We start from the raw sequence: 14,106 nt of genomic DNA, 5'->3' as shown, positions 1-14,106 counted from the left end.
TCAGGCCTTCTTCTTGCTGTCGGACTTCTCGGGCTCGGCGGTCACCTCGGGCTCGGGCACGATGCCGAGGTTGCGCTCCTGCAGCACGGTGTAGATCCGTGCGATGTCCTTGCGGACATTGCGCAGGCGGCCGTTGGACTCCAGCTGACCGGTGGCGGCCTGGAATCGCAGGGTGAAGAGCTCTTCCTTCAGCTCGGTCACCTTGGCGTTCAGGGCATCGCGGCTGAGGCCGCGGAGCTCTGTGGCAGTCGAAACAGTCTGCTTCGCCATCAGATATCACCACCTTCACGCTTGATGAAGCGCGCCTTCATGGGCAACTTGTGGATCGCCAGACGCATGGCCTCGCGGGCGACGTCCTCCGGGACGCCGGCCAGCTCGAACATGACGCGGCCGGGCTTGATGTTGGCCACCCACCACTCGGGGGAACCCTTGCCGGAACCCATGCGGGTTTCGGCCGGCTTCTTGGTCAGCGGACGGTCGGGATAGATGTTGATCCACACCTTGCCGCCACGCTTGATGTGACGAGTCATCGCGATTCGAGCGGACTCGATCTGTCGGTTGGTGACGTACGCCGGCTCGAGAGCCTGGATGCCGTAATCACCGAACGCAATCTCAGTGCCACCCTTGGCGGCGCCGGAGCGCTTGGGGTGGTGCTGCTTGCGGAACTTGACGCGACGAGGTACCAGCATGATCAGGCTCCTGCGGTCTCGGTTGCGGACGCAGCCTCGGCCGGGGCCTGTGCTGCGCTGTCGGTGGCCTCCTGACGCGGGGCGTCACCGCCGCGACGACGACCGCCGCGCTCGGGACGATCCCCACGGCCCGGACGACCGCCACGGCCCGGACGGCCACCGCGCCCGCTGGGGGCGTTCTGGCGGGCAGCCTTCTGGGCAGCGCGCTCGGCGCGGGTGCCGGAGACGTCACCCTTATAGATCCAGACCTTCACGCCGATGCGGCCGAAGGTCGTGCGGGCCTCGAAGAAGCCGTAGTCGATGTCGGCACGGAGGGTGTGCAGGGGCACGCGGCCCTCACGATAGAACTCCGCACGCGACATTTCCGCACCGCCGAGACGGCCGGAGCACTTGATCCGGATGCCCTTGGCGCCGGCCCGCATCGCGGACTGCTGCGCCTTGCGCATCGCGCGACGGAAGGCGACACGCTGACCGAGCTGCTCGGCCACGCCCTGGGCGACGAGCTGGGCATCGATCTCGGGGTTCTTGACCTCGAGGATGTTCAGCTGCACCTGCTTGCCGGTGAGCTTCTCGAGCTCCCCGCGGACGCGCTCCGCCTCGGCGCCGTTGCGACCGATGACGATGCCCGGGCGGGCGGCGTACAAGTAGATGGTCACCCGCTCCGAACGACGCTCGATCTCGACCGACGAAATCCCCGCGCGCTCCAGGTTGGAGGTCAGGAAGTCGCGAATCTTGATGTCCTCGCCGACGAAGTCGGAGTACTGCTTGTCGGCGTACCACCGCGTCTTGTGGTCAGTCGTGATGCCCAGACGGAAGCCGTTGGGATTGATCTTCTGCCCCATGCTCAGGCCTCCTTCTCGGTCTTCGTGTTCTTCTTCTTGGTGCGCGCGGCCTCGCGGGCCTCCTGCGGCTCCACGACCACGGTGATGTGGCTGGAGCGCTTCATGATCCGCGACGCGGAGCCCTTGGCCCGCGGACGGATGCGGCGCATGGTCATGCCCTCGTCGACGAAGACCTGCGAAATGAACAGGGCGTCGGCGCGCAGGTTCTCGGTCTGCTGCGCGTTCGCGGCAGCGGACGCAACAACCTTGTAGACCGGCTCGGAGGCGGCCTGCGGGGCAAACTTCAGGATGTCCAGGGCCTCGTTGACGTCGAGCCCACGCACGACGTCGACGACGCGACGGACCTTGGTCGGCGACATCCGCACGTGCCGGGCGATGGCGTACGAGCCAGGACGATCCCCGAGCAGGGCGGCACGGCGGCTGGGCCGGGCCTTCTCTTGAGTGCTCATCAGATTCTCGTTCCTATTCTCAGCGTCCGCGCTTGGACTTGCGGTCATCCTTCACGTGACCACGGAAGGTGCGCGTGGGCGCGAACTCGCCCAGCTTGTGACCCACCATGGCGTCGGTGATGAAGACCGGCACGTGCTTGCGACCGTCGTGCACGGCGATGGTCAGCCCGATCATGTCGGGGATGATCATCGAACGGCGCGACCAGGTCTTGATCACAGAGTTCTTGGTGCCCTTCTCCGCCTGGACCTCCACCTTCTTGAGCAGGTGGTCGTCGACGAAAGGACCCTTCTTAAGGCTGCGTGGCATATTTCCTCAGTTCCCGATCAGCGCTTCTTGCCGGTCTTGCGGCGACGGACGATCAGACGGTTGCTCGCCTTGTTCTTGTCACGGGTGCGACCCTCGGGCTTGCCCCACGGCGACACCGGGTGACGGCCACCGGAGGTCTTGCCCTCGCCACCACCGTGCGGGTGGTCGACCGGGTTCATGACGACACCGCGGACGGTCGGGCGCTTGCCCTTCCAGCGGTTGCGGCCCGCCTTGCCCCAGTTGATGTTGGCCTGCTCCGAGTTGCCGACCTCGCCGATGGTGGCGCGGCAGCGAACGTCGACCATGCGCATTTCGCCCGAGGGCATGCGCAGGGTGGCCATCTTGCCCTCGCGGGCGACGAGCTGGATCGACGCACCGGCCGAACGGCCCATCTTCGCGCCGCCACCGGGGCGGAGCTCGACGGCGTGCACCGTGGTGCCGACCGGAATGTTGCGCAGGGCCAGGTTGTTGCCCGGCTTGATGTCAGCGCCCTCGCCGGCCTCGACGGTCATGCCCTGCTTCAGGTTGTGCGGCGCAATGATGTAGCGCTTCTCACCATCGGCGTAATGCAGGAGCGCGATGCGGGCGGTGCGGTTGGGGTCGTACTCGATATGAGCGACCTTGGCCGGCACGCCGTCCTTGTCATAGCGCTTGAAGTCGATGAGGCGATAGGCCTGCTTGTGGCCACCACCGATGTGACGGGTGGTGATGCGGCCCGAGTTGTTGCGGCCACCGGTCTTGGTCTTGGGGACCAGCAGCGACTTCTCCGGGGTCGAGCGGGTCAGCTCGACGAAGTCGGCAACAGACGAGCCGCGACGGCCCGGAGTTGTCGGCTTGTACTTACGGACTCCCATGGGTTCTCTTCCTCTTTCGAAGGTCAGCCAGCGCCTCAGGCGCCCGCGCTGCCGAAGATGTCGATGCGCTGTCCGTCGGCAACCGTGACGATCGCGCGCTTGGTGTCGGGGCGCTTGCCCAGGCCCGCGCGCGTGCGGCGGGTCTTGCCGACCCGGTTCACGGTGTTGACATTGGTGACCTTGACATCGAAGACCTTCTCCACGGCGATCTTGATCTCGGTCTTGTTCGCGTCCTTGGCGACCAGGAACGTGTATTTGTTCTGGTCCAGCAGCCCGTAGGACTTCTCAGAGACGACCGGCGCGAGCAGGATGTCGCGGTGGTCGCGGATCTTCAGGGCGTCGCTCACTTGGACTCCTCCTCAACGTTCTCGTTCGCCTCGGCGGTCTCGGTCGCGGCCGACTTGCCCTTGTTCACGAAAGCGTCGAGCGCGGCGCTGGTGAACACGATCTCGTCGGCGACCAGCACGTCATAGGCGTTCAGCTGGTCCACGTTGAGCGCGTGCACGTTGAGCGCGTTGCGCAGGCTCAGCCACGCCAGATCCTCATCGCGGTGCAGCGCGACCAGGACCTTGGCGGTCTCGGTCACGTTGGCCAATGCGGCGAGGGCCTGCTTCGTGGACGGCACGTCGCCGTCGACCAGACCGGTCAGCACGCGGACCCGCCCATCGGCAGCCCGGTCGGAGAGCGCGCCACGCAGAGCGGCCGCGATCATCTTCTTGGGGGTGCGCTGGGAATAGTCCCGCGGCTGCGGGCCGTGGACGACGCCACCGCCGGTCCACTGGGGAGCACGGCGCGAACCCTGGCGGGCGCGGCCGGTGCCCTTCTGACGCCACGGCTTCGCGCCACCGCCGCGGACGTCACCGCGGGTCTTGGTGGCGTGGGTGCCCTGACGGGCCGCGGCCAGCTGGGCCACGACAACCTGATGGATCAGGGGAATGTTGGGCTCGACACCGAACAGCTCGGCGGGCAGCTCAGCGCTGCCGGCCTTGTTGCCCTTGGCGTCGACCACGTCGACAGTCAGGTTGCTCATGCCTTCTCACCCTTCTTGGCAGCGGTGCGCACGACCACGAGCCCGTGCTTCGGGCCGGGGATCGCGCCCTTGACCAGGATCAGGCCACGCTCGGCGTCGACGGCGTGCACGGTCAGGTTCTGCACCGTGACCTTGTCCACGCCCATGCGACCGGCCATGGCCAGGCCCTTGAACACGCGACCCGGGGTGGCGCAGCCACCGATCGAGCCGGGGGCGCGGTGCTTGCGGTGCACACCGTGGGAGGCGCGCAGACCCGCGAAGCCGTGGCGCTTCATGACACCCGCGGTGCCCTTGCCACGGCTGACGCCGGTCACGTCGACGACCTGTCCGGCCTCGAACACGTCGGCGCCGAGTTCCTGGCCGAGCGTGTATTCCGATGCGTCAGCGGTGCGCAGCTCGACGAGGTGGCGACGGGGGGTGACCCCGGCCTTGTCGAAGTGGCCGGCCGACGGCTTGGTGACCTTCTTGGCCTTGATCGCGCCGAAGCCGAGCTGGACAGCGTTGTAGCCGTCGACCTCGGGGGTCCGGACCTGGGTCACGACGCAGGGGCCGGCCTTGATCACGGTGACCGGAACGACGCGGTTGTTCTCGTCCCAGAGTTGGGTCATGCCGAGCTTGGTGCCCAGGATGCCCTTCACGGTCCGTTCGTTGGTGTTGGTCTTCGTGGAGCTCATCTGTGCCACCTCCCTCAGAGCTTGATCTCGATGTCCACGCCCGCCGGCAGGTCGAGACGCATGAGCGAGTCGACCGTCTTCGGGGTGGGATCAATGATGTCGATGAGCCGCTTGTGGGTGCGCATTTCGAAATGCTCGCGGCTGTCCTTGTATTTGTGCGGAGAACGGATCACGCAGAACACGTTCTTCTCAGTCGGCAGCGGCACCGGGCCGGCGACCTTCGCACCCGTCCGCGTGACCGTGTCGACGATCTTGCGCGCGGAGGAGTCGATGACCTCATGGTCATAGGCCTTGAGCCTGATGCGGATCTTTTGTCCCGCCACAGTTCGTCCTTCTCTCGTCCCTATTGGTCCGTCCGCTGCCCCGATGAGTCCCGGCCGTGCCGGACCTCCGACCCACGCGGTCGGGCGTGTCGCACCTTTTGAGCGCACCTCTGCAGAAATTTGGACCTGCAGGTGGAGTGCCCGGCGCTGCCCGCCTGGCGTGGCGAGGTCTCAGGTTCGGCGACCAGGGAACGAACCGGCCTTTGCCGATCTCACCCACAGCACGCCCCAGCGACCCCGTCGAGGCAACCCGTCAATCTTAGACACAACGGTGGGGCGCTGCCAAATTTCGGCCCCCGCGGTCGGGCGTGGCGAGGAAAATGGGAAGCCGATTGAGGACGGGGACAGCGTACCTGCAAGGATCTGACCACAGAACAGGGCGACTGCGAGCGGCCTTGCGGCCCACGCCCTCCTGCCACGAAAGGGACGTTCCAATGAAGGTGCTCATCACGGGCGGCGCGGGATATATCGGCGCCACCATCGGCTCCGCCTGCCTGGACGCCGGTCATGAGGTCGTGGTGCTGGATGATCTGTCGACGGGTCGACGTGAGTACGCCGAGGGCCGCGAGTTCGTCCAGGGCGACGTGGGTGACCCCGCGGTGCTGGACCGGGTGCTGGGGGGCGGTGACATCGACGCGGTCGTGCACTGCGCGGCGTCGATCATCGTGCCGGAGTCGGTGGCGGATCCGCTCGGTTACTACCGGAACAACGTCGCCAAGAGCATCGAACTCGCGGACGCGATGGTGCGCCACGGCGTGCGGCGGATCGTGTTCTCGTCCTCGGCCTCGGTCTATGCACCGGTCGTCACCGAAGGGACCGGCGCGGAGCAGTTCCTCGTCACCGAGGCCTCGCCGCTCGGTCCCGGGAGTCCCTATGCGCGGACGAAGGCGATGATGGAGTGGGTGCTGGAGGACGTCGCCGCGACGGGCGCCCTGTCAGTGCTCCCGCTGCGCTATTTCAACCCGCTCGGCGCCGATCCCAAGCTCCGCACCGGTCAGCAGATCGCCGATCCGAGCCACGTGCTCGGCCGGATCATGAACGCCGACCTGAACGGCGAAACGTTCACGATCACCGGTTGTGACTGGCCGACGCCGGACGGCTCGGGATTGCGCGACTACATCCACGTGTGGGATCTCGCGCTCGCGCACGTCGCGGCGCTGGAGAAGATCGACGGGGTGTGCGCGGAGCAGAACTACGTGCCCATCAACATCGGCACCGGAAAGCCCTCCACCGTCCGGGACCTGGTGCGCGCCTATGAGGAGGCGACGGGCCGGACGCTCGACGTGCGCGAGGGTCCGGCGCGACCCGGCGACGTGGCGGGCGTCTATGCGTCGGCGGACAACGCAGAGCGCCTCATCGGCTGGCGTGCGGAACACACGTTGGCCGAGGGGATTCGGGATGCGCTCGCGTGGCAGGAAGTACGCCCGCAGCGGTTGGGCTATTGAGCCGTTTCCGCCGGCGGGTCCCGTCGCCGCGAGGTTTCGGGGGTACGTGTCGAGCGGTACGGATCTGATCCAGATTCTGTATCAGATCGCAATTGCTCCGACCCCTCCTCCGGCAGTACGGATCTGATCCAGATTCCGGATCAGATCGCAATTGCTCCGACCCCTCCTCCGGCAGTACGGATCTGATCCAGATTCCGGATCAGATCGCAATTACTCCGACCCCATCCCGGCAAGGCGCCCCGGACGGGCGCTCAGCGCAGGAGCGGGTTGTATCGCAGGCAGTTCGGCCGGCATTCGCACTCGGTGGCGATCCGAGTGTCAGCGGCGATCAGGCCCTCGCCGCGCAGCTTGAAGAGCTTGGGCACGACTCGATCACGCAGCATCCACGGGTCGATCGTGTTGAGATAGATCTTCGTGCCGCCCTCGAACCCGGCGAGCGTCGACACCCGCCACTTCAACATGACCCGCCACGGCATCGGCATGTCCACATCGAGCGGCTTGTGGTGCCACTCCTCATTGCTAGGCACGTCCACGCCAGTCGCGGCGTGACAGGCGTGGATGAGGTTCGACATGCCCCGCAGCTCGTCAGCGCTGTGCAGCCACGGCTCGGCCGCGGCGGACTTGGAATAGATCTCGAGGGTCGGATAACGGTGCCCGAATCCCGCGAACGCGACCGCGTGCTCGTTTTCGGCGACGATCAGGTTCTGGTACGCCGCGTAGTTCACCGCAGCCTCGTTGAAGAGGTTGTGGTTCACCCGCAGCCGCGACAGCTCGAGCTCGATCTGCACCCCGCGTTCGTCGATCGCCACCAACTGCTTGTGCAGGTGATCGAACGACGCCCCCGCGGGTTTGAGCCAGTTCTGGAAGACCGCGACATAACGGGCATAACGGTTTGCTTCATAGAGGGAGCGCATGGACTCGACGGTGAACGCGATGTACGCGTGGTGCTCCTCCGGCGTCAGCGTCCCCGAGGACGCCAATTGGTCGTCGTGTGTGGCGCCGTCGACGAAGTGGCGACGGGCGACGATGACGTCGTGCGTACCCCCGAAGAAGCCCGTCGCGCGCTCCAACTTGTCGGTCGTCGACATGCGATCCCACTCGATCTCGCTGACCCCCGCCGCGGTGAGACGCTGCTTCACGACCGCACACACATGCTCCAGGCCCGCGTCGGTGGCGAGATAGGCAGCTTGGCGGCGGCGGATGTCGTCGGGGATCTCGTATCCGTAGTTCTCATGCCAATAGTCGAACGACAAGATCTCGAACAGGTTCGGAATGCGCCGGAACTCCGCGGTCGTGGTGAAGAGTTCCTCGGCACCGAGCCGACGGAGCGTACGCCAGCGTTCGCCCGCCCGCACGACCCGCGCCTTCTCCGGCGGGGTCTCGAGATAGCGCTCGGAGCAGAACGCGCAGTGCACGGCGTGCTGGCCGGGGGCCAGTGGCCGACGGTCCGGGCGCACGATCCCCAGCGGCCGGTTGCCCCGACCAGGCACCGTCCACACGTCCGAGCCGGTGAACGGGTTGATCTGCTTGACCGTCCCGTCCGCCATTCGCGTCAGATAACTTGCCTCAGGAAGCTGCGTCGCCCACACCCGCCCATCCTCGCACCTCGAGCTGAGAGGCTGGGGTCATGAACGAATTGGTACCGGTCGAGATGCCCTCCCCCGACACCATGGCCGCCCCGTGGGCCGTGGCGGCTGCGCTGAACACCCTGCGCGGCTGGGGCGAGGACGACTGCAACGCGCTCGGCGGGGACTTCTGGTTTCACGACGGCGGCGGCAACTGGTGCAAGCTGTTCCGCTTCGCCGACGGGCGGGCGGTGCTGATCGGGCACGATCATGAGTACTCGGAGACATACTTCGCCGAGGCCGCCGAGTATTTCGAGGAACCCGCCACCGACCTCCTCGCCGGCGCACCGGACTGGTGGGCCGGTGTGGTCCGCGACCAAGCGCTGCGCGGGGACATGCCGTGGGTGGGCTTCATCTACGGCTGGGACGGCGCCGCGTGGTCGCGCGCGGCATACGAGCTCGATGACGGACTCACTTCCCTGAACCCCCCGATCGTGCGCGACCGCGTGCTGGACCAACTCCACGAGGAATTCCCCGACGCAGGCACCGAGACCTGCACGGCACTGCTCGATGCGGCGCCGAACATCACCCGAGCCCACCTCGAGGCACTGGGCACGCTGTCGGAGTTGTTCGATGACGCCGTCGCCGTGTCCCGGCTGTTCGCGGGGCCGGGGCGCCGCTGACGCTTCGCAGGACGGTCCGGCCGGGACGGGAGACGACGCATAGGGTGGGGTTGTGATCGCACCCACCTCGACCTATCGACTCCAGATCCGGCCCTCCCTCACCCTGCAGGACGCAGCCGAGCTGACCGACTATCTGGTCGAGCTCGGGGTCGATGCGGTGTACCTCTCCCCCGTCCTCACCGCCACCACCGGCTCCGATCACGGCTATGACACCGTCGATCCCACCACCATTGACCCTGCCCGCGGCGGCGAGGAAGGGTGGCGCGCGCTCGTCGACGCGGCACGTGCCAAGGGCCTGAAGATCGTGCTCGACATCGTGCCCAACCACTTGGGGATCTCGGTCCCCGCCGAGAATCCGGCCTGGTGGAGCGTGCTCGCACAGGGCAGGGATTCCGCGTACGCCTCCTGGTTCGATATCGACTGGAACCGCGCACCGATCCTCGTCCCCGTCCTCGGCGACGACGGGCTCGATGCCGTGACGCTCGAGACGTCAACGGGTGCGCACGGGACGACCCACGAGCTGCGCTACCACGAACACCGGTTCCCTGTGGCGGAGGGGACGTACGCCGAAGGGGACTCCGTCGCCGACGTCCACGCACGGCAGCACTACCGTCTCGCACACTGGGAGACCGGCGCGACCGAGCTGAACTACCGACGCTTCTTCGCGGTCACGACCCTGGCCGGCGTGCGCCAGGAGGATCCGCAGGTCCGCGACGCCACCCACGCCCGGATCCTGCAGATGATCGCCGAGGGCGACGTCGACGCGCTGCGCGTGGATCATCCGGATGGCCTGGTGGATCCGAAGGGGTACTTCGAGTGGCTCGCCCACGTCGCCCCCGGCAAGTGGCTCATCGCGGAGAAGATCCTCGAACACGGCGAACAGCTCCCCGCGAACTGGCCGATCCACGGCACGTCCGGCTATGACGCCATGACCGAGGCCAACCAGGTCTTCGTCGACCCCGCGGCCGAGGAGACGTTCACCCGATTCCAGCGCGACGTGGTCGGCGACCAGCTGGATCTCGCCGACCACATTCTGCTCGGCAAGACCCAAGCGGGCACGCTCCTGCTCCCGGCAGAGTTGGATCGCCTCGTGGCGTTGGTGCCGGGATTGCCGGCGGTGGAGGTACGCGAGGCGCTCGTTGCGCTCACGGCCCACTTCGAGGTCTATCGGTCCTATGTGCCGGACGGGGTCGACCATCTCCGAGCCGCGGCGGACGCTGCGCTGCGGGACGGCGAGCCCGGGGCAAGCGACGGCGAGCCCGGGACCAGCAACGGCCAGCCTGGGGCAAGGGACGGGGGCCAGCCCGGGGCAAGCGACGGCAACCAGCCCTTCACCCGCGCGACCATGGACGCGCTCGTGGCGCTGCTGGCGGACCCGGATCAGGAGATCGCGCGGCGCTTCCAGCAGTACTCCGGTGCCGTTATGGCCAAGGGTGTGGAGGACACGGCGTACTATCGCGCGAACCGCTTCATCGCCCTCAACGAGGTGGGCGGCAACCCGGCGGGCTTCGGCATGTATCTCAAGGACTTCCACACCGCCATGGCCCGCCGCCAGGAGCGACTGCCCGATTCGATGACCGCCCTGTCGACGCACGACACCAAGCGCGGCGAGGATGTCCGGGCGCGGCTGGCGGTGCTCGCGGAACTCGGCGACCTGGCGACCCCGTGGTTGGAGACCTTCATCGAGTCGTCCGGCATCCCGAATCGCTCGTTCGCGAACCTCCTCGGGCAGACACTGCTCGGCGCGGGACCGATCGACCGGGAGCGGCTGCATGCGTACGCCGAAAAGGCCATGCGCGAAGCCGCCGACGGGACGACCTGGACGCACCCCGCCGAGGCATTCGAGCGCCGCGTGCACGCCGCGGTGGACCTCGCGTACGACGACGAGAACCTCCGCGACGGACTCGAGCGGCTGTGGACGCAGATCGAGCAGCCGGGCTGGGCCAACTCGCTCGGGCAGAAGCTCGTGCAGCTGACCATGCCCGGCGTACCCGATGTCTATCAGGGCACCGAACTCTGGGAGGACTCCCTCGTCGACCCCGACAACCGGCGTCCCGTGGACTTCGAGGCCCGACGGCGCCTGCTCGGCATGACCGAGCCGCCGTGGGTGGACGAGACCGGCGCCGCGAAGTTCTGGGTGGTCCGGCAGGCGTTGCGGCTGCGGCGGGAGCGACCGGAGTTGTTCGGTTCGTACGCCCCGGTGCTCGCCACCGGCACGGCCGGCCACCATCTGCTGGCGTTCGACCGAGGTGGGGCGATCACGGCGGTGACGCGGTTCCCCTACACGCTCTCCACCGACCATGCCGGGTGGGGCGACACCCAATTGCCGCTCGACGGGGTCTGGCGGGACGTGCTCACCGGGGTCGAACACAACGGGCCCGCGCGACCGGCGGACCTGTTCCAGCACTTCCCGGTGGCGCTGCTCGTGCGGGACTGACGCCGTTTGCTGTCGCCGGTGTCGACTCGACGGCGGTACGCTGCAGAAATGGGCGGCAAGGGCGACGACAAGCACAACGACAAGAACAGCTCCAACAAGAGCGGGAACGGACACAAGGCCAAGCGGATGAACAAGGACCTCTACGAGGCGGAGCTCTTCCGCCTCCAGGGTGAGTTGGTCAAGCTGCAGGAGTGGGTCAAGGCCACGGGCCAGCGCGTTGTCATCGTGTTCGAGGGGCGTGACGCGGCCGGCAAGGGTGGGGCGATCAAGCGGGTGACGGAATATCTCAACCCGCGCATCGCGTCGATCGTCGCGCTGCCGACGCCCACCGAACGGCAGAAGACGCAGTGGTATTTCCAGCGCTATGTCGAGAACCTCCCCGCTGCCGGAGAGATCGTGCTGTTCGACCGGTCGTGGTACAACCGCGCCGGCGTCGAGCGCGTCATGGGTTATTGCACCGCCGAGGAATATCGCCGGTTCCTGCACCAGTGCCCCATCTTCGAGCGGCTGCTGGTGGAGGACGGGATCTTCCTCCGCAAGTACTGGTTCTCCGTCTCCGACAAGGAACAGGAGAACCGCTTCCGCTCGCGGCTCACCGACCCGATGCGCCGGTGGAAGCTGTCCCCCACCGACCTGGAGTCGCTGACGCGCTGGGAAGCGTACTCCCGCGCCAAGGACGAAATGATGGTTCACACAGACATCCCGGAGGCGCGCTGGAACGTCGTGGAGTCGGAGGACAAGCGGCGTGCGCGGGTCAACATGATCTCCCACCTGCTCGAGTCGATCGCCTGGGAGGAGATCGAGACGCCCGAGTTGAAGCTGCCGGAGCGGCCGCCGTCGACGGGCTATCAGCGGATGGAGAAGGAACTCCAGCACGAAGTGCCCGACCACGCCGCGCAGGTCGAGGCTGGTGAGGCAGGCGTGGGTCTGGACGGGGTGGGCCCTGACAAGCTCACCGTCCACCGAAAGTCCGCCCGCGAATCGCACTGAGTCCACTGATCTGCGGGCCGCTGAACGCTGGCCCGCCGAACGCCGAAACCTGCACGCCGGAACCGCACAGGCGCAGAGCGCGCTGAACGCCGCAGGCCCGCCCACCGTCGACGACGATGGGCGGGCCTGATCGGGTGATCCGAATGCCGTTTGACCGAAACGGTCCACACGACATCAGGCGGCGGGCTTGAGCTCCTTCTTGGGATGCACCTTGCCGGACTTGCCGGCGCTGCGCTTGCCGTTGATGGACGAGGTGTCCTGGGCCAACGTGATCGTCGCATGGGCGATCGCGTCACTCATGATGTCGACCGCTTCCCGGTTCACGTTGGCGATGGTGTCGCGGGCGGTGTGGTAGTTCGGGTCGTACATGATCCCCTCGGTCCCACCGAACAGCGCGACCTCCTCGGCCGTCTTGTTGCCGTCGGCACCGGTGAAGAGGCCGGACGAGGGGACACCGTTCTCGATGAACGCCGCATAGTCGGACCGCCCCGAGAACTCGGTGTCGATCCAGGGCTGGTTGACGCTGTCGAAGTATCCCGTGAAGACGTCCTCGGTCTGCGCCGAGCCCGGCGGGACCGCGACGGGCGCCGGATAGGTCGACTCGTCGGCGTCATAGACCCCGATGATGTAATTCGGCGAACCGACCATGTCGAAGTTCAGGTAGGTCGCGATCTCGCGAAGCTCAGCGGGATCGTTCTCGACCAGATCGTTGACGTAATAGTTGGAGCCGAGCAGCCCGAGTTCCTCCGCGCCCCACCAGGCGAAGCGGACCTTGTTGTTGAGCTTGTTCACCTTCGCCAGCTGGACCGCAGTCTCGAGGATCGCTGCCGAACCGGTGGCGTTGTCGTTGATGCCGGGACCTTCTTCCGCGCCGTCCAGATGCGCGCCGAGCATGACGACGTTGTCCGCTCGACCACTCTTGGTCTCGGCGAGGATGTTGAAGGTGGTGCGGGTTTCCGGCTCGGGGGTCATGACACGGGCAGTCGCGCCGCTCGCAAGTGACACGCCGTCATCGAACGAGGCACCCACCACCGGGATGGTGACGCCGGAATTGTCACCGAGCGTGCCGGCGACCACACCCATGCGATCGGGCCCCGCGCCGTCGTTGAACACGATGACCGCGCTCGCTCCAGCCGCTTCAGCGTTCTGTGCCTTGTCGGAGAACGGGCAGGTGCCGCGCTGGATGAGCGCGATGTCGCCACTCGGGAAGCCGACGAAGTCGCTCGCTTCACACCCGGACGTGCTGCTCCGGTCACCTTCGAGGTTGAGATCCACGGCCGTGACCGCTGCCTTGACGTCACCGCTGCCCGACCCCGTGAAGGTGAAGGTCTCGAGCGTGGCCGGATTCGGCGTCACGCGTTCGAGGGTGGCGGGACCGACATAGGTGAAGTCGAAGTACTGCCGCGTGGGGCTGTAGCCAGCGGCCCGCAGCGTCTTTTCCACGTAGTCAGCGGACGCCTCATAACCAGGTCTGCCCGCTGCGCGGTTGCCGCCGTTGGCGTCCGCGATGCCTTGGAATGCCTGCAGGTGGGTGAAGATCGCTTCGGTGGTGACCGCTTGGCGCATCTTCTGAGAGTTGTTCGGGTTGGGCGCCGCAACGGCGTGACCGGCCGTAAGCGAAGTCAGCACCAACCCTGCGGCAGCGCTGGCGGCGACTACCGCGAGTGGCTTGGAACGCATACCAGTCCTCCTTGACTGATAGGGCGGGGCACGATGTGCCCTGAAAACAAAGTCGACAAGCCGATGCCTGCCGCGTGCAGATTAGAGCGCGCCAATCCGCCTTGGCTAGAGGCGCTTTTCCTGAACCACCCACGCCGT

The 14,106-nt window shown here is 66.9% G+C and carries 16 protein-coding genes; 4 read left to right on the top strand and 12 right to left on the bottom strand.

The features are described 5' to 3' along the window. From rpmC to rpsJ, 10 genes are read right to left on the bottom strand one after another with little or no spacing between them, the layout of a single operon-like run. Entirely contained in the window at positions 1-270 is a 270-nt protein-coding gene (gene rpmC / locus ACQ260_RS13980) for a 50S ribosomal protein L29 (RefSeq protein ID WP_432560072.1), read from the bottom strand. Then, a complete protein-coding gene (rplP, locus tag ACQ260_RS13975) occupies positions 270-689 on the bottom strand; it encodes a 50S ribosomal protein L16 (protein ID WP_432560071.1) in 420 nt (139 codons plus the stop codon). Before rplP ends, rpmC begins: the two co-directional genes overlap by 1 nt. A 2-nt stretch (positions 690-691) precedes the next feature. Then, entirely contained in the window at positions 692-1,531 is an 840-nt protein-coding gene (rpsC, locus tag ACQ260_RS13970; protein ID WP_432560070.1) for a 30S ribosomal protein S3, read from the bottom strand. 2 nt (positions 1,532-1,533) lie between these two features. Continuing rightward, positions 1,534-1,980, bottom strand: coding sequence for a 50S ribosomal protein L22 (gene rplV / locus ACQ260_RS13965; RefSeq protein ID WP_432560069.1), 447 nt, complete (start codon positions 1,978-1,980; stop codon positions 1,534-1,536). Positions 1,981-1,999: 19 nt separating this feature from the next. Continuing rightward, entirely contained in the window at positions 2,000-2,287 is a 288-nt protein-coding gene (gene rpsS, locus ACQ260_RS13960; protein ID WP_432560068.1) for a 30S ribosomal protein S19, read from the bottom strand. 17 nt (positions 2,288-2,304) lie between these two features. Then, the gene (rplB, locus tag ACQ260_RS13955) at positions 2,305-3,141 is read right to left on the bottom strand and encodes a 50S ribosomal protein L2 (protein ID WP_432560067.1); all 837 of its coding nucleotides are present in this window, start codon (positions 3,139-3,141) and stop codon (positions 2,305-2,307) included. A gap of 35 nt (positions 3,142-3,176) precedes the next feature. Then, positions 3,177-3,488 carry a 50S ribosomal protein L23 gene (rplW, locus tag ACQ260_RS13950; RefSeq protein ID WP_432560066.1) on the bottom strand — a complete coding sequence of 104 codons (312 nt, stop codon included), beginning with the start codon at positions 3,486-3,488 and terminating at the stop codon, positions 3,177-3,179. Further along, positions 3,485-4,171 (bottom strand): 50S ribosomal protein L4, encoded by a 687-nt coding sequence (rplD, locus tag ACQ260_RS13945; RefSeq protein WP_432560065.1) that lies wholly within the window; start codon positions 4,169-4,171, stop codon positions 3,485-3,487. The genes rplW and rplD overlap by 4 nt, the downstream gene beginning before the upstream one ends. Further along, a complete protein-coding gene (gene rplC, locus ACQ260_RS13940) occupies positions 4,168-4,845 on the bottom strand; it encodes a 50S ribosomal protein L3 (RefSeq protein ID WP_432560064.1) in 678 nt (225 codons plus the stop codon). Before rplC ends, rplD begins: the two co-directional genes overlap by 4 nt. A gap of 14 nt (positions 4,846-4,859) precedes the next feature. Beyond that, complete coding sequence (gene rpsJ, locus ACQ260_RS13935; RefSeq protein ID WP_012923688.1) at positions 4,860-5,168, bottom strand: 30S ribosomal protein S10; 309 nt, start codon at positions 5,166-5,168, stop codon at positions 4,860-4,862. 434 nt (positions 5,169-5,602) lie between these two features. Between rpsJ and galE the strand changes: the two genes are divergently transcribed. Continuing rightward, entirely contained in the window at positions 5,603-6,613 is a 1,011-nt protein-coding gene (galE, locus tag ACQ260_RS13930; RefSeq protein WP_432560063.1) for a UDP-glucose 4-epimerase GalE, read from the top strand. Positions 6,614-6,864: 251 nt separating this feature from the next. Here galE and ACQ260_RS13925 read toward each other — a convergent pair whose 3' ends face one another. Continuing rightward, entirely contained in the window at positions 6,865-8,160 is a 1,296-nt protein-coding gene (locus tag ACQ260_RS13925) for a DUF4921 family protein (RefSeq protein ID WP_432560062.1), read from the bottom strand. Positions 8,161-8,240: 80 nt separating this feature from the next. Here ACQ260_RS13925 and ACQ260_RS13920 point away from each other — a divergent pair, with 80 nt between their 5' ends. Genes ACQ260_RS13920 through ppk2 form a run of 3 tightly spaced genes read left to right on the top strand, consistent with a single transcriptional unit; the run spans position 8,241 to position 12,288 of the window. Continuing rightward, complete coding sequence (locus tag ACQ260_RS13920) at positions 8,241-8,861, top strand: hypothetical protein (protein WP_432560061.1); 621 nt, start codon at positions 8,241-8,243, stop codon at positions 8,859-8,861. A gap of 52 nt (positions 8,862-8,913) precedes the next feature. Next, positions 8,914-11,298: a malto-oligosyltrehalose synthase gene (treY, locus tag ACQ260_RS13915; protein ID WP_432560060.1), complete on the top strand. Its 2,385-nt coding sequence runs from the start codon at positions 8,914-8,916 to the stop codon at positions 11,296-11,298. Between the two features lie 48 nt (positions 11,299-11,346). Continuing rightward, positions 11,347-12,288, top strand: a complete 942-nt coding sequence (ppk2, locus tag ACQ260_RS13910; protein ID WP_432560059.1) for a polyphosphate kinase 2 — start codon at positions 11,347-11,349, stop codon at positions 12,286-12,288. A gap of 174 nt (positions 12,289-12,462) precedes the next feature. Here the strand turns inward: ppk2 and ACQ260_RS13905 are convergent, their stop codons facing one another. Further along, positions 12,463-13,968 carry a M28 family metallopeptidase gene (locus tag ACQ260_RS13905; RefSeq protein ID WP_432560058.1) on the bottom strand — a complete coding sequence of 502 codons (1,506 nt, stop codon included), beginning with the start codon at positions 13,966-13,968 and terminating at the stop codon, positions 12,463-12,465. Positions 13,969-14,106 lie beyond the last annotated feature (138 nt).

This window comes from Ammonicoccus luteus, assembly GCF_050880385.1.
Taxonomy (GTDB): Bacteria; Actinomycetota; Actinomycetes; order Propionibacteriales; family Propionibacteriaceae; genus Enemella.
The sequence above is the reverse complement of the archived record's forward strand: the minus strand, read 5'-3'. Positions and strand labels throughout refer to the sequence as shown.

What these genes read in the sequence shown, in the direction of transcription:
- rpmC (WP_432560072.1), bottom strand. Translation starts at nt 270, where the DNA reads ATGGCGAAGCAGACTGTTTCGACTGCCACAGAGCTCCGCGGCCTCAGC.
- rplP (WP_432560071.1), bottom strand. Translation starts at nt 689, where the DNA reads ATGCTGGTACCTCGTCGCGTCAAGTTCCGCAAGCAGCACCACCCCAAG.
- rpsC (WP_432560070.1), bottom strand. Translation starts at nt 1,531, where the DNA reads ATGGGGCAGAAGATCAATCCCAACGGCTTCCGTCTGGGCATCACGACT.
- rplV (WP_432560069.1), bottom strand. Translation starts at nt 1,980, where the DNA reads ATGAGCACTCAAGAGAAGGCCCGGCCCAGCCGCCGTGCCGCCCTGCTC.
- rpsS (WP_432560068.1), bottom strand. Translation starts at nt 2,287, where the DNA reads ATGCCACGCAGCCTTAAGAAGGGTCCTTTCGTCGACGACCACCTGCTC.
- rplB (WP_432560067.1), bottom strand. Translation starts at nt 3,141, where the DNA reads ATGGGAGTCCGTAAGTACAAGCCGACAACTCCGGGCCGTCGCGGCTCG.
- rplD (WP_432560065.1), bottom strand. Translation starts at nt 4,171, where the DNA reads ATGAGCAACCTGACTGTCGACGTGGTCGACGCCAAGGGCAACAAGGCC.
- rplC (WP_432560064.1), bottom strand. Translation starts at nt 4,845, where the DNA reads ATGAGCTCCACGAAGACCAACACCAACGAACGGACCGTGAAGGGCATC.
- galE (WP_432560063.1), top strand. Translation starts at nt 5,603, where the DNA reads ATGAAGGTGCTCATCACGGGCGGCGCGGGATATATCGGCGCCACCATC.
- ACQ260_RS13925 (WP_432560062.1), bottom strand. Translation starts at nt 8,160, where the DNA reads ATGGCGGACGGGACGGTCAAGCAGATCAACCCGTTCACCGGCTCGGAC.
- ACQ260_RS13920 (WP_432560061.1), top strand. Translation starts at nt 8,241, where the DNA reads ATGAACGAATTGGTACCGGTCGAGATGCCCTCCCCCGACACCATGGCC.
- ppk2 (WP_432560059.1), top strand. Translation starts at nt 11,347, where the DNA reads ATGGGCGGCAAGGGCGACGACAAGCACAACGACAAGAACAGCTCCAAC.
- ACQ260_RS13905 (WP_432560058.1), bottom strand. Translation starts at nt 13,968, where the DNA reads ATGCGTTCCAAGCCACTCGCGGTAGTCGCCGCCAGCGCTGCCGCAGGG.